Source organism: Clostridia bacterium, from assembly GCA_028698525.1.
GTDB lineage: Bacteria > Bacillota > Clostridia > JAQVDB01 > JAQVDB01 > JAQVDB01.
This window is the reverse complement of sequence record JAQVDB010000019.1, coordinates 1-21379: the sequence shown is the minus strand read 5'-3', so window position 1 is coordinate 21379 and position 21379 is coordinate 1. Positions and strand designations below refer to the sequence as shown.

Annotated in this window: 20 protein-coding genes; 17 read left to right on the top strand and 3 right to left on the bottom strand. The window is 35.7% G+C overall.

The window, feature by feature from the left end; translation table 11 throughout:
- Positions 1 to 4 precede the first annotated feature (4 nt).
- From PHP06_04235 to PHP06_04215, 5 genes are all read left to right on the top strand, one after another.
- The gene (locus tag PHP06_04235; protein ID MDD3839764.1) at positions 5 to 1222 is read left to right on the top strand and encodes a peptidoglycan DD-metalloendopeptidase family protein; all 1218 of its coding nucleotides are present in this window, start codon (positions 5 to 7) and stop codon (positions 1220 to 1222) included.
- A 130-nt stretch (positions 1223 to 1352) separates the two neighbouring features.
- On the top strand, positions 1353 to 2564 hold the full coding sequence (locus tag PHP06_04230) for a S41 family peptidase (protein MDD3839763.1): 1212 nt from the start codon (positions 1353 to 1355) through the stop codon (positions 2562 to 2564).
- An 11-nt stretch (positions 2565 to 2575) separates the two neighbouring features.
- Positions 2576 to 3823, top strand: a complete 1248-nt coding sequence (locus PHP06_04225) for a PDZ domain-containing protein (GenBank protein MDD3839762.1) — start codon at positions 2576 to 2578, stop codon at positions 3821 to 3823.
- 140 nt (positions 3824 to 3963) lie between these two features.
- Entirely contained in the window at positions 3964 to 5052 is a 1089-nt protein-coding gene (locus PHP06_04220) for a hypothetical protein (GenBank protein MDD3839761.1), read from the top strand.
- An 88-nt stretch (positions 5053 to 5140) separates the two neighbouring features.
- Entirely contained in the window at positions 5141 to 5320 is a 180-nt protein-coding gene (locus tag PHP06_04215; protein ID MDD3839760.1) for a hypothetical protein, read from the top strand.
- Between the two features lie 17 nt (positions 5321 to 5337).
- Here the strand turns inward: PHP06_04215 and PHP06_04210 are convergent, their stop codons facing one another.
- Positions 5338 to 5604: a hypothetical protein gene (locus tag PHP06_04210; GenBank protein ID MDD3839759.1), complete on the bottom strand. Its 267-nt coding sequence runs from the start codon at positions 5602 to 5604 to the stop codon at positions 5338 to 5340.
- 148 nt (positions 5605 to 5752) lie between these two features.
- On the opposite strand from PHP06_04210, the gene uvrB reads away from it, so the two are divergent.
- The 4 genes from uvrB to PHP06_04190 all read left to right on the top strand — a co-directional run bounded on the left by uvrB (position 5753) and on the right by PHP06_04190 (position 13166).
- Positions 5753 to 7732, top strand: a complete 1980-nt coding sequence (uvrB, locus tag PHP06_04205) for an excinuclease ABC subunit UvrB (GenBank protein ID MDD3839758.1) — start codon at positions 5753 to 5755, stop codon at positions 7730 to 7732.
- A gap of 25 nt (positions 7733 to 7757) precedes the next feature.
- A complete protein-coding gene (gene uvrA / locus PHP06_04200) occupies positions 7758 to 10574 on the top strand; it encodes an excinuclease ABC subunit UvrA (protein MDD3839757.1) in 2817 nt (938 codons plus the stop codon).
- Positions 10575 to 10577: 3 nt separating this feature from the next.
- Complete coding sequence (locus PHP06_04195; GenBank protein ID MDD3839756.1) at positions 10578 to 11378, top strand: Cof-type HAD-IIB family hydrolase; 801 nt, start codon at positions 10578 to 10580, stop codon at positions 11376 to 11378.
- Between the two features lie 117 nt (positions 11379 to 11495).
- On the top strand, positions 11496 to 13166 hold the full coding sequence (locus tag PHP06_04190; protein MDD3839755.1) for an MASE3 domain-containing protein: 1671 nt from the start codon (positions 11496 to 11498) through the stop codon (positions 13164 to 13166).
- A 44-nt stretch (positions 13167 to 13210) separates the two neighbouring features.
- Here PHP06_04190 and PHP06_04185 read toward each other — a convergent pair whose 3' ends face one another.
- Positions 13211 to 13459: a spore coat protein gene (locus tag PHP06_04185; protein MDD3839754.1), complete on the bottom strand. Its 249-nt coding sequence runs from the start codon at positions 13457 to 13459 to the stop codon at positions 13211 to 13213.
- Between the two features lie 17 nt (positions 13460 to 13476).
- Positions 13477 to 13662 (bottom strand): hypothetical protein, encoded by a 186-nt coding sequence (locus PHP06_04180; GenBank protein MDD3839753.1) that lies wholly within the window; start codon positions 13660 to 13662, stop codon positions 13477 to 13479.
- A gap of 319 nt (positions 13663 to 13981) precedes the next feature.
- On the opposite strand from PHP06_04180, the gene PHP06_04175 reads away from it, so the two are divergent.
- The 8 genes from PHP06_04175 to PHP06_04140 all read left to right on the top strand — a co-directional run bounded on the left by PHP06_04175 (position 13982) and on the right by PHP06_04140 (position 21169).
- Entirely contained in the window at positions 13982 to 14230 is a 249-nt protein-coding gene (locus tag PHP06_04175) for an iron-only hydrogenase system regulator (GenBank protein ID MDD3839752.1), read from the top strand.
- 16 nt (positions 14231 to 14246) lie between these two features.
- On the top strand, positions 14247 to 14774 hold the full coding sequence (locus PHP06_04170; protein MDD3839751.1) for an ECF transporter S component: 528 nt from the start codon (positions 14247 to 14249) through the stop codon (positions 14772 to 14774).
- A gap of 10 nt (positions 14775 to 14784) precedes the next feature.
- A complete protein-coding gene (gene queG / locus PHP06_04165) occupies positions 14785 to 15888 on the top strand; it encodes a tRNA epoxyqueuosine(34) reductase QueG (protein MDD3839750.1) in 1104 nt (367 codons plus the stop codon).
- A 149-nt stretch (positions 15889 to 16037) separates the two neighbouring features.
- Positions 16038 to 16523, top strand: a complete 486-nt coding sequence (locus PHP06_04160) for a signal peptidase II (GenBank protein MDD3839749.1) — start codon at positions 16038 to 16040, stop codon at positions 16521 to 16523.
- A complete protein-coding gene (nth, locus tag PHP06_04155; protein ID MDD3839748.1) occupies positions 16520 to 17149 on the top strand; it encodes an endonuclease III in 630 nt (209 codons plus the stop codon). The genes PHP06_04160 and nth overlap by 4 nt, the downstream gene beginning before the upstream one ends.
- Positions 17150 to 17381: 232 nt before the next feature.
- A complete protein-coding gene (gene trpB, locus PHP06_04150; GenBank protein ID MDD3839747.1) occupies positions 17382 to 18566 on the top strand; it encodes a tryptophan synthase subunit beta in 1185 nt (394 codons plus the stop codon).
- A 134-nt stretch (positions 18567 to 18700) separates the two neighbouring features.
- A complete protein-coding gene (locus PHP06_04145; GenBank protein ID MDD3839746.1) occupies positions 18701 to 19687 on the top strand; it encodes a Gfo/Idh/MocA family oxidoreductase in 987 nt (328 codons plus the stop codon).
- Positions 19688 to 19891: 204 nt separating this feature from the next.
- Positions 19892 to 21169 carry a D-serine ammonia-lyase gene (locus PHP06_04140; GenBank protein MDD3839745.1) on the top strand — a complete coding sequence of 426 codons (1278 nt, stop codon included), beginning with the start codon at positions 19892 to 19894 and terminating at the stop codon, positions 21167 to 21169.
- Positions 21170 to 21379: the final 210 nt, after the last annotated feature.

The following is a 21379-nucleotide window of genomic DNA, read 5'->3' as shown; positions in this document are numbered from 1 at the left end:
TACAGTGAATAAAAGGAGATTTTTAGTAGGATTTATAATAGTTTTCTTAATTGTTTCCATTGCTTGCCAAGCTTTTGCATCGCAGTTAGACCAAAAGAAAAAAGAATTGAACGATATAAAAGATGGTATACAGGGCAAAAAAGAAGCAATCAGCCAGGTAGAAAGTGAGCAGGAGAAAATAAAAGAGCAGATAAGCCAGATAGATGATAATCTAAGGCAGAATCAGCAGAAATTGGCTGAGACTCAAAAAAGTCTAAAAAATACTCAAAAAGAAATCGAAAAGATAAAAAAAGAGCTTGAACAGGCTATAGAAAAAATAAATGAGCAAGATGATCTTATGAGTTCTAGGCTGAGAGCCCTCTATATGAATGGACCTTCCAGTTATCTTGAGATAATATTTGAGTCTGAAAACTTGAATGATTTTATAGAGAGAATTGAAACCCTTGAAAAGATAGTTGAGTATGATATCGATGTATTAGAGCAGATGCAACAATACAAAGAGGTAGTGGATAATAAAAAAGTAGAACTGGAAAAGAAAGAGGATAGCATATTAAAGGACAAGCAAAAGATAGAGATACAGAGGGAGAAGATAAAAAAGGATAAGCAAGAAAAAGACCAATTGATGAGGGAGCTTGATTCTCAGAAAAAAGAGCATGAAAAGGCATTAGATGAGCTGGAGAACAACTCAAAACAATTGGAAGGGACGATAAAAAAATTACAGCAGCAATTGCTGGAGCAGCAAAGACGATTAGAACAGCAAAGACAAAAAGAAAAGCAAGGGCAACAAAATCGACAAACAGGACAAACCAACAGGGGAAAATATACGGGAGGAAAATTTGGATGGCCGGTATCCGGTTATTATAATATCACCTCCCCTTATAGAATGAGACGCCATCCTATCACTGGAGTATACAAGATGCATACAGGAATAGATATAGGTTGTCCCTATGGAGCGTCTATAGTGGCTGCTGAAGCCGGGACAGTTATAATAGCTGAATGGTTTGGAGCATATGGAAATACAGTCGTAATCGATCATGGTGGAGGTGTATCCACACTTTATGCCCACAATAGCTCCTTTAGCGTATCGGCAGGACAAACGGTAGGTAAAGGACAGAAGATAGCGAGTGCAGGATCTACCGGTTATTATTCTACCGGACCCCACTGTCATTTCGAGGTCAGGGTAAACGGAGAGCATACAAACCCGCTAAGTTATCTTAGGTAAGTTATCAAAAGAGGAATCCATTATACGGATTCCTCTTTTTAGATTTATTTTGAATAAAGTGTTATAATTACAGGAGAAAAATTATATAATTTATATATTGAAATAAATAGGCGGGAGAGTAAATAATATCATGATGAATAAAAGAAAAAATGTATTAGTGATCATATTGGTGATATTGATTACGAGTATAGTTACATTTACTGCTACAACTTTTTTTAGTATAGAATTTGGTGATAAAGTAATAATATCAAAAAAAGATTTTGTTCAGTATCAGAAACTGAGCAAATTATTGGCTGTAAAATCCATAATACAAGACAATTACATTGAAGTGCCTGAAGAAGAAGATTTATATACTGGAGCTGTGAAAGGATTGGTCAGGGCCCTTGATGACCCATACTCTGTATATTTTGACAAGCAAGAGTTTGCAGAGCTTTTAGAGCATACACAGGGAGAGTATTCAGGACTGGGACTTTTAGTCACTGTAGATCCGGAAGATAATTTGATTACTGTTGTAAAGACATTTAAGGATAGTCCAGCACAGCAAGTAGGAATAAAAATAGGTGACAAGATCGTTAATGTAAACAATCAGGATGTAACAGGCGATGAGTTTGACATGGCTATAACAATGATGAAGGGTGTTGAAGGAACTGAGGTAGATGTAAGGATATTCAGACCCCAAGAAAAAAAGTTTTATGACCATAAAATAAAAAGGGCAAAGGTTCATATAGATACTGTGGCAAGTAAAATATATGATAAAGAGATAGGATATGTTGAGATAAGTACATTTGATAATAATACTGCAAAAGAATTCGAAACCCACTTAGATGGTCTTATCAAGCAAGGGATAAAAGGCATCATAATTGATGTACGCAATAATCCCGGTGGAAGTTTAGAACAAGTAGTTGAGGTAACTGATAAGCTTGTTCCTGAAGGTTTGATAGTGTATACAAAGCAAAGAGATGGCACAGGTGAAAAATTCACAGCTGATAAAGATTGGGTGGAGATGCCTATAGCTGTTTTAATAAATGGAGGCAGTGCCAGCGCTTCCGAGATATTAGCCGGCGCTGTTAAGGATAGAAAATCAGGGATTTTAATAGGGGAGAAAACTTTTGGCAAGGGGCTTGTACAGCAATTATGGCCTTTTGAAGATGGAACAGGGCTTAAATTTACAATATCAAAATACTATACACCTTCAGGCAAGTGTATACAGGATATAGGTATTGAGCCGGATATCAAGGTTGAGTTGCCTGAAGAATACAAAACAAGTTCTATAATTGAAGAAAAAGATGATAGTCAATTGCAGACAGCGTTGGATAAGGTAAACCAAATGATAAACGAATAGGATGGTAGCGGGTGGCAACAATAGTTAATCTCATGAGATATATAATGTATTCTTTTGTATCAGCAATAGTTAATCCTATGTTTATACTTGTCATTTTTATTATATATGGCATGTATAAAAGAGACCAACAGCTGGAAGAAAAGGTGCTAGGCAAGGTGAGGGTTACACTTGAAAGCAAGTTATTCAACGATGTGTTGTACGGAATATTGTTTGGGTTGGTAGGCAGCTTTATAGCGGTAATCATGGGTATAAGCATCGATTCCACCAGCATTATGTATATATTGCCTATAGCACTGCTCATGCTTTTGATAAGTCCTAGATATGTGTGCTTTGCATATGCCGGAGGTATAGTAGCCATAAGCAATTTATTATTTGGTTTTCCTAAAATACATGTACCTTCCATAATAGCTTTGGTAGGCTTATTGCATTTAATTGAAAGCATGTTGATTATGGCCGATGGGAGCACCGGGAGCATACCTGTTTTTATAGAGCATGATGAGTATGGAGTGGTAGGGGCCTTTATGATGAGGAAATTTTGGCCTATTCCCATAATCCTCCTTACTATTACAGCCAGTGTACAAACTGGAGATGTTGTGAGTATGCCGGATTGGTGGCCGCTGATAAAGCCTTCCATAGATTCATCGGCAAGCCAGCCTATTTTTGTTATGATACCGGTTATAGCTGCACTAGGATATAGCGATATGGCTGTAATAGATCTGCCTAAAAGATGCAGCCGTTTTTCTGGTATGCTTTTGCTATTATATAGTGTTTGTTTGCTAACGCTTTCTGTAATAGCTCAAGATTCAACTGCGTTGCAGTATTTAGCTGCTGTTGCAACACCTTTAGGGCATGAATTGCTGATATTCACAGGAAATAGGAGGCAAAAGAACAACAGACCTATATTCAAATCACCGGATATAGGAGTTATGATACTGGATGTGCTTCCGGGATATCCAGGCGAAGATATGGGCATACTTCCAGGTGATATTGTTTCGGCTATAAATGGCAAACAGGTCAATAGTGAAGAAATGATAAGAGAGGTTTTAAATGATTTTCCAAGGTATGTGTGGTTGGATGTAAAAGGAATAGATGGGAGCATCAGAACTTGCGAATATAAAAAGTATCCTGATGGAGTGGACAACCTAGGTATTATAATAATACCTAAATATTCTAGAAATATTTATAAGATTTCCGAATTTAAAGGACCGCTAACTCGTAAGATAGAAAGCTTATTTAGAAACAGGGATTTTGATGCATAAAACATCAATTCCTGTTTTTTTATCAAGTAACACATTTATTTAAAAGTCATACTATACAAATATAGGAGTGAAACGGAAAACCAAAATCATGCATAAAAACAGGCCGATTGTCAGATATTTATAATGGAGGTATGAGAATTATGGATGATTTATATATGAAAAGATATTTACCCGGAGCCAATACTTATAAAGGTTTTTTTTCTTTTTATAAAAATCTGCTTGATGGATTAAAGAGGGTTTTTATAATAAAAGGAGGACCGGGCACAGGAAAATCTACATTTATAAATAGACTTGCTACATATTTTGGGAGTAAAGGTCATAACATAGAACTGCTTTGTTGCTCAGGTGATGTGTCTGCTTATGATGGCCTGATAATCACCGATCGAGGTATAGCAATAGTGGATGGCACCTCACCGCATATATTAGATCCTGAAAATCCTGGGGCTGTTGAAGAAATATTAGATTTTGGGCAACTGTGGAATGACAGGATATTGATAAAGAATAAAGATGAAATAGTGAATATAAATGAGCAGATGTCAAATAATTATTTATATGCCTATAAATTGCTAGAAACCGCTAAAAGTATACATGATAATTTAAAGGATATATATAAGCACAACATGAACTTTAATAAAAATTATGAGATTGAATCTAATCTGATACAACAAAATATCAATGATTTCCAGAGCAAAAAAGCCAAGCAAAGACATATGTTTGCAACAGCTATCACCCACCATGGCTATGTAAACTATTATAACAGCATAACAAAAAATTCAAAAAAGAAAATTGCTATATTAGGAGAACCGGGCACAGGAAAGTCAACGCTGATTAAGCATATAGGTGAAACAGCTTTCAAAAGAGGCTATGACGTTGATTTTTATCATTGTGGATTCGCTCCCGATAGTATAGATTTAGTAGATATAAAGGACATAAATATGATACTGTTTGATGCTGATACACCACATGAACATAGTGTTCAAGCGGATTATAAGATTGATTTGAATGAAAATCTCAATCAAACTGCTTTATCTGGTAAAAAAGAAGATATAAAGAGACTTAAAAAAACTTTTGATGATTTTATAAATAATGCAGTAAGATATTTAGACATATCAAAAACTTTACACGATTCACTAGAAAAATATTATAAGAACGCTATGTGTTTTTCGGAACTTGAAAGCCTATCTGTACAGGTTATTGATAAGATAGAATATTATATGAAGGCAGATTAATTGTAAAATAATTTGTTTTTTATGGAACTTTTTTATTTGAATGTAGTCTTTATTTATAGAAATCAATATAGTAAGGGGTTTATATCCGATGTTTAAAAAGGAAATGGACAAAATAGAGTCGTTGATTGAGAAATCTATTAGTGACTATATGGATAAGCATACCCATGTTAAAATACCTGAACGAAAAATTATTTTCCAAAAGGTAATAGATAAAATTCAAAGTGAACCAAAATCATATAAAGAGGAAGCCACAAGGTCTATATATTGATGAGGATTGAATAATAATCAATCTGCATCAGATATATCTTCGATTTCCAGCCTATCAAAATATATTGAATCTATAAAATTATCGCTTATAAAGCTTGTTCTCCCATATTTTATAAATTCCATGTGGTTTTTATTCAACCACATGGGTTTTTCTATATCAAAATGGTAGCAAATTTCTACCATACATTCTTCTATCAGTTCTTTATCGGAAATATTTTGGTTCTTTTCTACTACTAAATCATCTATCAATTCATTGTCTTTTTTAATCATAGCCCAAATTTTCATGACATCACCCTTCCTCAAAAATTATTATAACATATTAATATATAGAAAAGCACGCGAACAACCGTTCTAAAAACTTTTTTGATATGTTATAATATATTAATGTATTAATGTGCAATCTAGAATAGTATAAGTTTTTGAGGTGTATATAGTGGGAAAATTTGAGTTAGTTTCTAAATATAAGCCTACCGGTGATCAGCCCCTTGCTATTGATAGGCTGGTAAAAGGTTTAAATTCAGGAGAAAAATTTCAAACCATGTTGGGCGTTACCGGATCGGGAAAAACCTTTACAATGGCCAATATAATAGAAAGATGCAATAGACCGACCTTGGTTATTGCTCACAACAAGACATTAGCTGCACAATTGTACAATGAATTTAGGGATTTTTTTCCGAACAATGCAGTTGAATATTTTGTCAGTTATTATGACTATTATCAGCCGGAAGCCTATGTGCCTTCCTCTGACACTTATATCGAAAAGGATGCCTCGATAAATGATGAAATAGACAAGTTAAGGCACTCTGCTACAGCTTCTCTTTTGGAAAGGAGAGATGTGATAATTGTGGCAAGTGTATCATGTATTTATGGATTAGGTGATCCAGAGGACTATAGTGACCTGATGCTATCGTTAAGACCGGGAATGATTAAAGATCGGGATGAGATATTGAGAAAACTGGTGGACATACAGTATGTAAGAAATGATGTTAATTTTATCAGGGGAACTTTCAGGGTAAGGGGAGATGTGATAGAGATTTTTCCTATATCCTCTTCGGAAAAGGCAATAAGGGTGGAGCTGTTCGGGGATGAAATCGACAGGATTACAGAGATAGATACATTGACAGGAGAAGTGTTGGGTAAGAGACGACATGTAGCTATATTTCCTGCTTCCCACTATGCTACGACAAAGGATAAAATGGAAAAGGCTATAGCCAGCATAGAAGAAGAGCTTGAGGAGAGAGTAGAGCAGCTGAAGTCTCAAGGCGGACTGTTGGAAGCCCAGAGGTTAATGCAGAGGACAAAGTACGATATAGAGATGATGAGAGAGATAGGCTATTGCCAGGGGATAGAAAACTATTCAAGGCATATCAGCGGCAGGAAGCCAGGAGAGGCTCCATATACTTTGATAGATTATTTTCCTGAAGATTTTCTGATGTTTATAGATGAATCACATGTTACGATACCCCAGATAAGAGCCATGTATGCAGGAGACAAATCCAGAAAAGATTCTCTTGTAGAATATGGTTTTCGCCTTCCCTCCGCTTATGATAATAGGCCGCTGAAGTTTGAGGAGTTTGAGCAGAGAATAAATCAGATTGTATTTGTCAGTGCTACCCCTAGTGTTTATGAAGCACAACATTCTACCCAGACAGTAGAACAGATAATAAGGCCTACAGGTTTATTAGACCCTGAAATTCAAGTTAGGCCCATCAAAGGACAAGTCGATCATCTATTAGGAGAAATAAACAAAAGGGTGGCAAAAAATCAGAGAGTGTTGATCACTACGCTGACAAAGAGAATGGCGGAAGATCTCACCGACTATTTTAAAGAGATGGGAATAAAAGTTACTTATCTACACTCAGATATAAAAACAATAGAGAGAGTAGAAATTATAAGAGAGCTTAGATTGGGTAAATATGATGTATTGGTAGGGATAAATCTATTAAGAGAGGGGTTGGATATCCCGGAGGTATCCCTTGTTGCCATATTGGATGCTGACAAAGAGGGTTTTCTCAGATCCGAGACATCTCTTATTCAGACTATAGGGCGTGCTGCCAGAAACGTGGATGGTAAAGTGATAATGTATGCGGATACTATAACCGGTTCTATGCAGAGGGCTATCAATGAAACAAACAGAAGGAGACATAAACAAGAACAGTACAATAAACAGAAAGGAATAGTGCCTAAAACCATAGTCAAGTCTATCAATGAGGTTATAGAAGCTACAATAATTGCGGAACAAGGCAAAGATTATGTTGTGTCAGATGAAATGGAGAATCTGTCCCCTAAAGATGCCCAAAGGGTGATACAAGAACTGGAATTTGAAATGAACGAGGCTGCTGCAAGTCTTGAGTTTGAAAGGGCAGCTGAGTTAAGGGATAGAATAAAAGAATTAAAAAAATTAATTGTTTAAAACTGCTTTAGAGGAAGAGGTTGACATGAAGGATTGTATTGTTGTTAAAGGTGCTAGAGAACATAATTTAAAAAATATTGATGTATTTATACCTAGAAATAAGTTTGTTGTTATAACAGGGCTGAGCGGATCAGGAAAATCTTCTTTGGCCTTTGATACTCTGTATGCTGAAGGCCAGAGGAGATATGTAGAGTCCCTTTCGGCATATGCCAGACAATTTTTAGGGCAGATGGATAAACCGGATGTGGATTATATAGAAGGGCTTTCACCGGCTATATCCATTGACCAGAAGACTACCAGTCATAATCCCCGATCAACTGTAGGGACTGTTACTGAGATATATGATTACCTGAGATTGCTTTATGCACGAATAGGGGTGCCTCATTGCCCCCAATGTGGAAAAGAAATAAAACAGCAGACTGTAGATCAGATGGTGGACAGCATATTGGAAATGCCCGAAAGAACCAAAATTCAGATTTTATCACCGGTTGTGAGGGGGAGAAAGGGAGAACATAAAAAGCTGTTTAAGAATATCCAAAAACAGGGATATGTTAGGGTAAGAGTAGACGGAGAAGTGATGGATGTAGGGGAAGAAATAGACCTGGATAAAAACAAAAAGCATGATATAGAAGTGGTTATAGATAGGATAATTTTAAAAGAAAATATATCAAATAGACTGGCTGATTCGATAGAAGCAGCATTAAAGTTGAGCAATGGTTTGATAATTGCAAATGTGCTGGATGGACAAGATTATGTTTTCAGTCAAAACTTTGCCTGTCCTGAGTGTGGTATAAGTTTAGAAGAGCTGACTCCCAGGCTTTTTTCTTTTAATACTCCTTATGGTGCATGTCCATCCTGCGATGGATTGGGCTTTTTGATGAAGATCGATCCTGAACTTGTTATTCCTGATCCTGAGAAATCCATAGATGAAGGGGCTATACGGGGTTGGAATTTTACCAGTCCGAATAGTTTTTCTTATAATATAATGAAGGCCCTTTCAAAGGAGTATAATTTTAGAACAGATATACCTATGGAAAAATTGAATAAAAGGGCGCTGGATGTTATATTGTACGGAACAAGGGGTAAAAAGCTACAAGTTAAATATATCTCTAATGGAGGGACCAAGATTATAAGGATGTCCTTTGAAGGCATAATAAATAATTTGGAGAGGAGATACAAGGAGACAAAATCCGAGTACTCTAGAAGAGAGATAGAATCCTATATGAGGGATAATACATGTAGTGAGTGTAACGGTGCAAGGCTGAAAAAAGAGGCCTTGGCAGTTACAGTGGGAGGAAAGACGATAAATCAGATTGTGAATATGTCTATAAAGGAATGCAAGGAATTCTTTAGTAATATAGAGTTGGGGGACCGGGACAAAATAATAGCAAAACAGATATTCAAGGAGATCAATGCAAGATTGGGTTTTTTGGTGGATGTGGGTTTGGATTATCTTACCCTCTCTAGGTCGGCAGGCTCATTGTCAGGGGGTGAAGCCCAAAGAATACGTTTGGCCACTCAGATAGGATCCGGATTGGTGGGTGTTCTGTATATTTTGGATGAACCTAGTATTGGATTGCATCAGAGGGATAATATGAGGCTGATAAAGACCTTGCATAGATTAAGAGATCTAGGAAACACAGTTATAGTGGTTGAGCATGATGAAGAAACCATGTATGCTGCTGACCATATAATTGATATAGGAATAGGTGCAGGTAGACATGGAGGTAAAGTCATTGCCCAGGGAACTGTCCAGCAAATAAAGGAAAGCAAAAATTCTATCACAGGTCAATATTTAAGTGGAACAAAAGCTATAAAGGTTCCGGATAAAAGGAAGAAAGTTAATGGGAAGTGGTTGGAAGTTACCAAAGCCTGTGAAAACAACCTTAAAAATATAGATGTAAAGTTTCCTACCGGTGTAATTACTTGTGTTACCGGTGTTTCAGGTTCCGGCAAGAGTACTTTGGTCAATGAGATATTGTATAAAGCTGTATCCAGAGAGCTAAACAGGTCAAGGGTTAAGCCTGGTAAGTATCATAAAATATATGGTATAGAATACTTAGAAAAAGTGATAAACATAGATCAATCACCTATTGGCAGAACCCCAAGGTCTAATCCAGCCACATATACAGGAGTTTTTGATTATATAAGAGAAACATTCTCCCAGACACCAGAAGCTAGGATGAGGGGTTATAAAAAGGGAAGATTTAGTTTCAACGTTAAAGGGGGAAGATGTGAGGCTTGTTCCGGAGATGGTATAATAAAGATTGAAATGCATTTTCTTCCTGACGTTTATGTTCCATGTGAAGTATGCAGGGGCAAAAGGTATAATAGAGAGACCCTTGAAGTCAGATATAAGGGCAAGAATATCTCTCAAGTGTTGGATATGACGGTGGAAGAAGCTCTTGATTTTTTTAGAAATATCCCAAGAATAAAGAGAAAGCTGGATACATTAAATGAAGTAGGATTGGGATATATAAAATTGGGACAACCATCTACCACTCTTTCAGGCGGGGAGGCTCAGAGGGTAAAGCTTGCATCTGAGTTGAGCAAAAGGAGCAATGGAAAGACTCTATATATATTAGATGAGCCTACTACTGGTTTGCATACAGCTGATGTTCACAGGCTTATAAAGATTTTAAGGAAATTATCTGAGACAGGAAACACTGTGGTTGTTATCGAACACAATTTGGATATAATCAAAACTTCTGACTATGTAATAGATTTAGGTCCGGAGGGTGGGGATAACGGAGGCATGATTATAGCTCAGGGTACGCCAGAAGAGGTTTCTCACAACCCGGAAAGTTATACAGGACAATATTTGAGGAAAATTTTGAGGTGAAATATGAAGTACAAACTTATTGGGATAGATTTGGACGGAACGTTGCTTAAAGAAGACAAGACGATAAGTCGGGCTAACAAAGATTGTATAAAAGATGCGTTAAATATGGGTATACACGTGACATTATGTTCCGGTCGCCCTATAGACCTTGTAAAAGGATATGCAGAAGAACTGAACCTTAAGCAGCCTTTTGTAACTTGTAACGGGGCTTCTATAGTAGAGCCAGACACCCGTGAAAGTATATTTGTAAAAGGATTGGAGTTTCAAAGCATAAAGACTATATTAGATTATGCTTTGGAAAGGGATATAAGGGTACATGTCTTCACTGATAAAATAATGTATACAAATATTTCTCCAGATGACGAAGAGATGTTTATTTGGAAGGAAAGTGGGCAGGCATTTGAATACAAACCAGATATGGATATAGATATCAAACAAGATATAATAAAAATTATGTTTAATGATGATGTGGATACATTAATGCATGCTAGAAAAGATTTAGAACAAATACTTGCTCAAAAGGTTAAAATTTACTTTGTTATGGGGAGATACTTAGAATTCATGGATATCAATGTGAGCAAAGGCCGTGCTATAAGTTTTATAGCTGACAAGCTTGGAATAGCTAGGGAACAAGTTATTGCTATAGGGGATAACGAGAATGATATATCTATGATAAGATATGCAGGACTGGGCATAGCCATGGACAATGCAGATCAGATGGTAAAACAAGTCGCTGATCATATAACAGATTGCAACGAGTGTGATGGAGTAGCTAAAGCAATCAGAAAATTTGCTATCACGTGATAATATTTGAAGGATAATGTAATTTTATGTAGAATGTAATTTATTAAGTGTTATTTTTGTTTTTATATGTATTTTCAAGGCTGAATATATGGTGCCGGTTTGATCTGGGGGTAGCTCATGAATATCAATCACAAAGAAAATAATTATATATATATAATAATAATATCAGTTGTTGCCTTTGTGCTTTTACTATTATTTTCAAGGCTCAGTTTTTTGTTTGATAGAATTTTTACTGAAGACCTTTTTCTTGCTTGGCACAACACATTGGAATTTTTAAGCATTATCATGGCCTTTTGTATTTTTGTAGTTGCTTTTTATACCTATGATTTGACAGGTAACTTTAGATCTATTTTTATTGCGGTAGTGTTACTTTCTGTGGGGATTATAGATGTACTTCATACATTTTCATATCAGGGAATGCCTGACTTTTTTATAAAAAGCTGTGCAGAGAAAGCCACCACATTTTGGATGATTGCAAGATTTACTGCTGCAATCGGAATTGTTATATTTAGTTTTATAAAGCCCGATAAGAAGATAAAAATGTCAAAGCATTTTTTATTATTGTTCAGCATGATATATACTGGGGTTATTATTATAATTGTAGCTTTAAAATTCGATATGCTCCCGGCTATGTATGTTGAAGGAGTGGGATTGACTCCGGCTAAGATATATGGTGAATATATAATTGTTGCTTTACAAGCTTTTGCTGCATTTATATTATTCTTAGAATATAGAAAAACTAAAAATTCTTCTCTTATTTACTTTATTTGTTCTCTCATAATAAGTATATTTAGTGAATTCGCATTTACCCTTTATACCGATGTATATGATAAATATAATATGCTGGGACATATTTACAAGTTTATTTCATATTATCTTATTTTTCAGGTAATGTTTGTAGAAATGGTGAAGAAACCATACAAGGATTTAACAAGTGCAGAAAAACAGCTGAGCAGTTATTCTGATAATTTAAAACTTCTGGTGGAGGAAAGAACCAAAGAGATAAAAGATGCTAATAAAAAGCTTATGGAAGACCTTGAGTATGCAAAGAATATTCAGATGGCGTTGCTTCCTGATACCAGCCCTGAAATGGGAGGCCTTGGATTTAGCTCTAAGTACATACCCTATAAAAATGTAGGTGGAGATTTTTATAATTTTATAAAAATCGATGATGAGAATATAGCTATGTATATCGGTGATGTGTCTGGACACGGTGTATCTGCAGCTATGCTAACAGTTTTTGTAAACAGGACGATTACATCTAAAAGAACGAGTGAAGGCAGAAACGAACTTTTAAATCCTGCTAGTATATTGGATGAAGTGTATGAAGTGTTTAATTTGACAAATTTTCCTGAAGACATCTATCTTGTAATGATATATGCTGTCTACAACATAAAGACACATGCTTTGACATATGCCAGTGCGGGCTTAAATACATATCCAATTATATTTAATGATAATAACCTAGAAATCATAAAGGATATTGAAGGGTTTCCTATCTGTAAATTCAGTGATTATTATAAGCCCCAATATAGAGAGTATACTGTGCAGTTAGATAAGGGAGATAGAATGATATTGTATACAGACGGTTTAGTAGAGGCAAAGAACAAATATGGACAACAGTTTGAGTTTAATAATTTGATTAAACTACTGGAAGAATGCAGGGATAGGGATACTTATCAATTATCAGACAAGATAGTGGAAGGTATTCGTATCTTCACAGAGGATGCACAAATAACTGATGATATCTCATTTTTTATAATGGATACCGATATTGATAGCAGATAAATAGCCGGGAAACACAGAAATATCCGGCTATTTATCATTTTTAATTACATTTGGGAAAATGCTGACTTTACTTTTTGTATATCCTGAATATTTGCTTGTTCAGCAGGTTGATAATATCCTTTTTGTGTTGCAACCTGGCTAAGCTGCCATTGAAATTGCTCATCTGAATTTCTTATCTGCTGGAATGTTTGTCTCAACTGTGAGTTGGAACATTCCGAAATAGCATTTGCATAAGTGGTGAGGCTGCTATTGATCATGGACAAAACATCGTTTACCATATCTTTTTCTTTCATTTTTAAAATATCACTCCTTATGACAAAAAAGTCATTAGTTTATTTTTAGTATTTTCAGCAGATTTGGCAGATTGTTCGAACATCTGCTTTATCTGTGAATCGCTGCACTGTTGTGCATAAGTCCTTAATTTTTGTATTGCAGTTTCATGCGAACCAATAAGATGTCTTACATTTTGAAGTTCTTGTTGGTTGATTTGTGCCATAGATATCCTCCTTTTTATTGATTATGTTGTGACACGATTATTTTTTCCAATTGATAGAGTAAATATTCACTGCAAAAGTCACTTATGGATAACAATAAAAAATTTTAAATTGGTTTATCATTGCAAATTAGAGGGTATTGATTTATTATAAACATAAAAGATATATGCTGACAGATGGGAATATCAAATATCCGGTCTGAAGGCGATTTATCATCTTTATCCTGAATGTAAGGGGGGACCTGAACATGTGGGTGTATATAATATGCTTTCCCTGAATTCAGATTAGGGGAAGTTTTTTAATTGAGGAGGTGTTTTACCTATGGATAATAGGATAGGTGTAATAAGCATAGTGGTTAACAATCCCGAGTTGACTGCAACGAAGATAAATCAATATTTAAGCGAGTATTCAGATATCATAATAGGGAGAATGGGTATACCATACAGACAGAAGAAACTATCGGTAATAGCATTGATAGTGGATGGTACCACAGATGATATCGGTGCTTTGACTGGAAAGCTGGGGAATTTACCTGAAGTAAAAGTAAAAAGTGCTTTGAGTAAAAAATAGGAAAGGTGATGACAATATGGATACAAATAGAAACAATGTTTTAAAGATCACTAGGACGGCTATGTTATTGGCATTGGCGGTATTATTTCAGACTTTATTTAGAAGCCTAATACCTGTTCCTACGGTAAATATATTTATTGTGGGCTCATTGGTCAATGCTGTTTTAATGATAGCAGGCGTAGCTGCAGGCGTATGGGGAGGGCTGGCAGTCAGTATTTTAACACCCGTTATCGCGTATTTTCAAGGGCATCTAAATTTAGTGTGGATGATACCTGTAGTTGCAATTGGAAATGCAATCATAATGTTCATCTTTTATCTGTTTTATAACAAAAATTCATATCTAGGGGTTGCATTGGGTTCTTTGATAAAATTTATATTTTTGTTGGTTGCTGTAAGGCAGCTATTCAAGTGGATTATGGGAGTTCCAAATCTTCCGGCTTTAATGCAGTACTCATTTAGCTGGCCCCAGTTGGTGACAGGTATCATAGGGGGGATAATTGCAATTTTAGTCTTAAGAGCAACCAAGAATTCCTTGGAGGCATAATTATATAGCTATGCTTTCAAAGGATATTATACGGCGGCTTGCTCAAAAATCAGATATAGATGCTGTGGGCTTTGCGTCTATTGATTGCCTTGAGGATCTAGAGGATTACTTAAGAAAAAGACAAAAGCTGGGATTTGATTGTGAGTTTGAAAGCAAATATTTGAAAGAAAGAACAGACATAAAACAAATGATGTCTGATGCTAAAACAATAATATCTGTTGCTATGAGTTATAATGTACCTTTCAAGAATGATGAAAGTAGTACATGTTATATATCTAGATTTTCAAGGGGTGAGGACTATCATAAAGTATTGAAACAAAGAATGCATCAGCTGATATCGGGAATGAAAAAATATCAAAATTTTAGGCATCTTTGTATGGTAGATACAGTGCCCGTAGTTGAAAGATGGATAGCTTATAAAAGCGGTATTGGTTTTTACGGTAAAAACTGCTGTATTATCAATCAGCAGTATGGTTCCTGGATTGTGTTGGGTGAGATTATCGTTGATATAAAATTTCAACCGGATGTATCTATCGAAGACCAATGTATAGGATGTGATAAATGTATAGAAGCATGTCCTACAGGGGCGATAAAGCAAGGATATATTGTGGATACAAACAAATGTGTGTCATATCTTACCCAAAAAAAAGGCTATATATCCCCTAAATATAGGGAGCTTATGGGGAATAACTTATATGGTTGTGATGCATGCCAGATTGTATGCCCCCATAACAAGACAGCCAAACCGGTAGATGGTGAATATTTTATTGATGATGACTATGGAGCAAAGATTGATCCAAAGGCCATATCAGAATTGACTAACAGAGAGTATGAGAGACTATATGGTGATATGACTTTAGCCTGGAGAGGCAAAAAAATATTACAAAGGAATAGTATCATAGCTATGGGGAATAGCGGTGATAGGTCTGTATTACCTATATTAGAGAAGTATCTTGATGACCAGAGGCCTGATATAAGAGGCTATGCTGTGTGGGCTATTGCAAAACTGGGTGATAAAACATATGAGAGTAAGTTAAAAAACATGCTGGAGTATGAGACAGATGAAATGGTGAGAGAAGAATTGTTAAATGGAATTGATAGGCTTAAAGGATAGCTTTTAATAATTATTTTAAATACCTACCTATCTCGTTTAAATTAGTTAGTATAAGAAAGATATAAAAAACACCATAATATATAGATAGACTAGCTAATTTTATTACGGCTATATAAATTATTTATTAGAAAGATAGGATAGGTAATTTTATGTTTATTTTTTTGCTTTTATTATTTTTAGACCAACTAATAAAGCTATATTTTCATTTAAATTGCAGCATTGGACAGGCAGTGATGCTCTTTGACAAACCAGTGTTATTATATATGAAGAATTTTGGTATGATTTTTGGATTATGTGGGGATAAAACTTATACAAATAAAATAGTGATTGCATACAGCATATTTATTATAATGTTTATGACGATATTGTATTTCTATTATCAAAATAACGCAGGACAAAATAAAGTTTTTGGAACAGCATTTTTTATTTGGTGCGCAGGTGCAGTCAGCAATACTTTTGATAGGATTACATTCGGATTTGTGGTAGATTATATAGTTACTCCTATAGGCATAGCTAATTTAGCTGATTTTTATATTCTATGTGGCATTATAATAATGTTTTTTGATTTTAATTTTCATAGATACATTAGGAGTTTTTTATTTATAGAAAATGATAATGGAGAAGAGAAAAAATGAACAAGATACTTGAAATATTAGAGGAGCATTACCCTGATGCGAAACCGGCATTGCGGTTTACTACCCCTTTTGAATTGCTGATAGCAACCATGTTATCAGCCCAGACAACCGATAAGCAGGTTAACAAGATCACAGAGAAACTTTTTAAGAGATATAATACTCCTGAAGAGTTTGCCGATATGGAGCAGCAAGAGCTGGAACAGCATATAAAAGGGTGTGGACTTTATAAAAACAAGAGTAAAAATATCATCAATGCCTCTAAAATGATCATATCCCAATTTGATGGGAAGGTACCTGAAACCAGAGAAGAGTTGATGAGGCTACCTGGAGTAGGAAGGAAGACAGCTAATGTTGTCATAAGCAATGCATTTGGGAAAGATGCTATAGCAGTGGATACACATGTTTTTAGGGTGTCTAATAGACTGGGCTTGGCGGATTCAAAAAATGTAGGTCAAACAGAAAAACAGCTCATGGAGAATATCCCTAAATCCAAATGGTCCAAAGCACACCATTGGTTGATATATCACGGAAGGCAGATATGTACTGCCAGAAACCCCAAGTGCGATAAATGCCCTTTGAGTCAATATTGCAGATATTATTTAGATAACCATTCTAAATATTTATGAGCAGTTCATTTGCTTTGCATATAACTCCCTTTACAAAGGCTAAAACTAAACTTTGTAAAGGGAACATATAATACCCGGAGATGCGACTAATGTAGCTCATTATACATTATTAATCTAAACCCCTTATATATCCATCTTTGCAAGTATAATAGGAAAATAGTGATTGACTAGTGTATAATGATTGTGTTAAAATGGAAACAATTTAATAAGATTAGAGGAGATGAGATTAGTTATGATGTTACCAGATGAGAGAGGTTTTTTTGGTGAGTTTGGAGGAAGATTTGTTCCTGAGGAGTTAGCTTCAGTACTGGAGGAAGTTAAAGAGGCCTTTTACAAGTATAAGGATGACCCTGAGTTTATTGAAGAGCTGGAGTATTACAGAAGAAATTATATAGGAAGGCCTAACCCCCTTTATTATGCAGAAAAGATGAGCAAGCAGCTGGGTGGAGCAAAAATCTATTTAAAAAGAGAAGATTTAAACCATACCGGTGCCCATAAGATCAACAACACAATAGGTCAGGTGTTATTGGCAAAGCGTTTGGGCAAAAAGAGGATTATAGCTGAAACAGGAGCAGGACAGCATGGTGTTGCTACAGCTACTGCATGTGCCCTATTTGATATGGAATGTATCGTATATATGGGCTATGAAGACACTATACGGCAAGAGCTGAACGTTTTTAGGATGGAGTTATTGGGTGCCAAAGTAGTTTCTGTAATGTCTGGGACGAGAAAGCTGAAGGATGCAGTGGATGTTGCACTTAAAGATTTAGTGGAAAATTATAAAGATACTTATTATATGCTAGGGTCAGCAGTTGGACCAGATCCGTATCCGCTTATGGTGAGGGAGTTTCAATCTATTATAGGAAAAGAAGCAAGACAACAAGTTTTAGAACAGGAAGGTAAACTGCCGGATTATCTCATTGCTTGTGTAGGAGGAGGAAGCAATGCAATAGGATTGTTCCATCCTTTTTACAACGATAAAGAAGTCAACATTGTGGGAGTAGAACCGGCAGGCAAGGGTATAAATACAGGCCAACATGCTGCAAGTTTGACTACAGGGAAGCCTGGTATTATTCATGGGTTTAAGTGTATTACTATGCAGGGTGATGATGGAGAACCTTTGCCAGCCTATTCTATAGCAGCAGGACTTGATTATCCCGGGGTGGGGCCAGAGCATAGTTTTTATAAGGAAAGCGGAAGAGCTGAATATGTATATATCACAGATAAGGAAGCCTTGGATGCTTTTTATGCTCTTTCAAAGGTTGAAGGTATAATACCTGCCCTTGAAAGTTCACATGCTGTAGCATATGCGATGAAACTTGCGCCCAAACTTGAAAAAGATAATATAATCATCGTTAATCTTTCTGGTAGGGGAGATAAAGATGTGGAACAGGTATCGAAAATAAAGGAGCTTTAAAAGCTCCTTTTTAAATTTATCAAACTTTAGTATGATACACATGACATGATCGGAAATATTTGGTATATTAATAATGAGAGTAATGTATAAGAATACCATATCAATCTACGCTAAAAGAAAGGAGAGGTTGAAAGATGGAACCATTTAGAATCGGTGTGTTGGGTGTGGCAGATCATTTTATTTTAAGGGTATTGAATCCTATCTTAAAATCAGACAAGGTTCAAGTGTATGCTATTGCTTCAAGGAATGTGCAAAAAGCAAAGGCTGCAGCAGAAAAGTGGGGTTTCCCTGTTTTTTATGGTTCTTATGAAGAACTACTGGCTGATGATAAGGTAGAAGGCGTATATATCCCCTTACCAAATCATATGCATGCAGAATGGATAAAAAAGTGTGCAGATGCAGGAAAACATGTCCTATGTGAAAAACCTTTGACTTTGGACTCTAAACAAGCTGAGGATGTGGTGAAGTATGTGGATAGCAAAGGTGTCAAATTGATGGAAGCCTTTATGTATCGTTTTCATCCCAAATGGAAGAGAGCCAAGGAGCTTGTAGAGCATGGAGAAATAGGCAAAGTATTATCCATTCACACTGTGTTTTCATATCAGAATAATGATCCTAAAAATATTCGCAATATAAAGGAGTATGGCGGTGGAGCCCTTATGGATATAGGCTGTTATGCCATTTCAACAGCAAGATATATAACGGGTAAAGAGCCTGAACGGGTAGTGGGGCTAAATCATTACGATCCTGATTTTGATACGGACATTTTATCTTCAGGAATGTTGGATTTTGGCACTGTTCGCTGCATGTTTACCGTAGGAACACAGATGTTTCCGGAACAAGAAGTGGCGATATTCGGAACGGGAGGATCAATCACTGTAACAATTCCTTTCAACGATTTTCCGGATGTAGAAGCTAAAATAATTGTGAAAACCAGTATAGGGACCCGTGAAGTCAGGTTTGACCCTACTGACCAATACAGATTAGAATTTGAGGGTTTTGCACAAGCGGTGCGGGAGGATAAAGAAGTACCTACACCTCCTCAAGATGCAATCAACAATATGAAAGTTATAGATGCCTTGCTGGAATCGGGTAGAAAGGGTACTTGGGTGAAGCTGTAGGGTGAGATAGATTTAGCTTTATATAACTTATAGCTTTAAAAGTAGAAAGGCAACGAAAAAGGAGCTTTTATAGCTCCTTTTCTACTGTTTAAATAGATGAACCTGATGTTAATGCATATAATTTATTAAACAATAATATCTACCATCTACCCACGAGATTTAAATAGGTAAATATAAAAAAGCCAAGGAGTTGACCAGATAATTATGGATAGTTATGAAAATATGATATATAACGATGTAGTAAAGTTAAAGCCTGTATTTTGGAATAATATGAATAAACAAAATAGTGATGTCGTATTACCTCAACTTTCATTAAAATACGATGATATTATTGATGCGGAAAAAAGATTAAATAGGTTTGCCCCATTCATTAAAAAATGTTTTCCTGAAACTAATGATGGGATAATAGAATCGTCTCTTATTGAGATATCTGGCATGAAGGATAGTATAAGTAAAACATATGATAAGAAGATACATGGAAGGGTTTATGCTAAATGTGATAATCATTTGGAAGTTGCCGGTTCAATAAAAGCTAGGGGCGGAATTTATGAAGTCTTGAAGTTTGCAGAAAAACTTGCAATGGATGAAGGGCTCCTTTCAGGGCATGATAATTATGAAATAATGAAAGGTGAGCAATTTAAAGAGTTATTTTCTCAGCATAATATAATAGTAGGTTCAACCGGAAACCTTGGTCTTAGTATAGGTATAATAGGATCAGCATTAGGATTTAAAGTAATAGTGCATATGTCATCAGATGCAAAAGAGTGGAAGAAAAAGTTGCTCAGGAATAGGGGTGTGAAAGTTATTGAGCATAAGGGAGACTTTACTCGTGCAGTAGAAAGAGCACGTATGGATAGTGAAAAAGAACCTAATGCTTATATGATAGATGATGAAAATTCTAAAGAACTGTTTTTAGGGTACAGTGTTGCTGCACTGAGAATTGCACAACAATTAAAAGACAAGGGAATAATAATTGACAAAGATCATCATATGAATGTATATATTCCATGTGGAGTAGGAGGTGCACCAGGGGGGATCACCTTTGGACTTAAGCATATTTTTGGTGATAATGTAAGCTGCTTTTTTGTTGAGCCAACTAACTCTCCTTCAATGCTTTTGTCTTTATTAACTAAACAGTATAATAAATTCCATATTAAAAATTACGGGATCAATAATAAAACGGATGCAGATGGTCTTGCTGTGGGATCACCTTCTAAGTTCGTTGCACCAATTGCTGAAAAGCTAATTGATGGAATATATACTATTGAGGATAAAGAATTATATAAATTAGTGGCATTAATGAAAGATACCGAAGATATCAAGATAGAACTTTCTGCAGCAGCAGGATTACTTGGACCAACGTTTATCAGTGGAACCCCATATGATATTCATGTAGCCTGGTTAACAGGAGGCATTTTTTTACCCGAAGAAACATATAACTCGTTTTATGACAAAGGAAAACAGCTGATAATTAATCAATAGGTGAACTAATCGATTCAACCATAGTAGAGATCTCTTTTAATTATACAAGGGTCTCTCACTATGGTTGTTTGTTTTTAATACTATTACTCAACTTTCCCACCACTATTGTGGTGATGAACCTTGAAAAATGAATATAATCACGCAACCAACTGCAATCGATCTTTAAGATAGAAAGGCAGGGCATTGATTATTTGGTCAATAAGTTGCTGC

Bases quoted from the DNA above. Each gene is read 5' to 3' on its own strand.
- queG (MDD3839750.1), top strand. From the start codon at position 14,785: ATGCTTTCAAAGGATATTATACGGCGGCTTGCTCAAAAATCAGATATA.
- PHP06_04175 (MDD3839752.1), top strand. From the start codon at position 13,982: ATGGATAATAGGATAGGTGTAATAAGCATAGTGGTTAACAATCCCGAG.
- PHP06_04180 (MDD3839753.1), bottom strand. From the start codon at position 13,662: ATGGCACAAATCAACCAACAAGAACTTCAAAATGTAAGACATCTTATT.
- PHP06_04220 (MDD3839761.1), top strand. From the start codon at position 3,964: ATGGATGATTTATATATGAAAAGATATTTACCCGGAGCCAATACTTAT.
- PHP06_04160 (MDD3839749.1), top strand. From the start codon at position 16,038: ATGTTTATTTTTTTGCTTTTATTATTTTTAGACCAACTAATAAAGCTA.
- PHP06_04145 (MDD3839746.1), top strand. From the start codon at position 18,701: ATGGAACCATTTAGAATCGGTGTGTTGGGTGTGGCAGATCATTTTATT.
- PHP06_04230 (MDD3839763.1), top strand. From the start codon at position 1,353: ATGATGAATAAAAGAAAAAATGTATTAGTGATCATATTGGTGATATTG.
- PHP06_04185 (MDD3839754.1), bottom strand. From the start codon at position 13,459: ATGAAAGAAAAAGATATGGTAAACGATGTTTTGTCCATGATCAATAGC.
- PHP06_04215 (MDD3839760.1), top strand. From the start codon at position 5,141: ATGTTTAAAAAGGAAATGGACAAAATAGAGTCGTTGATTGAGAAATCT.
- PHP06_04210 (MDD3839759.1), bottom strand. From the start codon at position 5,604: ATGAAAATTTGGGCTATGATTAAAAAAGACAATGAATTGATAGATGAT.
- uvrA (MDD3839757.1), top strand. From the start codon at position 7,758: ATGAAGGATTGTATTGTTGTTAAAGGTGCTAGAGAACATAATTTAAAA.
- PHP06_04195 (MDD3839756.1), top strand. From the start codon at position 10,578: ATGAAGTACAAACTTATTGGGATAGATTTGGACGGAACGTTGCTTAAA.
- trpB (MDD3839747.1), top strand. From the start codon at position 17,382: ATGATGTTACCAGATGAGAGAGGTTTTTTTGGTGAGTTTGGAGGAAGA.
- nth (MDD3839748.1), top strand. From the start codon at position 16,520: ATGAACAAGATACTTGAAATATTAGAGGAGCATTACCCTGATGCGAAA.
- PHP06_04140 (MDD3839745.1), top strand. From the start codon at position 19,892: ATGGATAGTTATGAAAATATGATATATAACGATGTAGTAAAGTTAAAG.
- PHP06_04170 (MDD3839751.1), top strand. From the start codon at position 14,247: ATGGATACAAATAGAAACAATGTTTTAAAGATCACTAGGACGGCTATG.
- PHP06_04190 (MDD3839755.1), top strand. From the start codon at position 11,496: ATGAATATCAATCACAAAGAAAATAATTATATATATATAATAATAATA.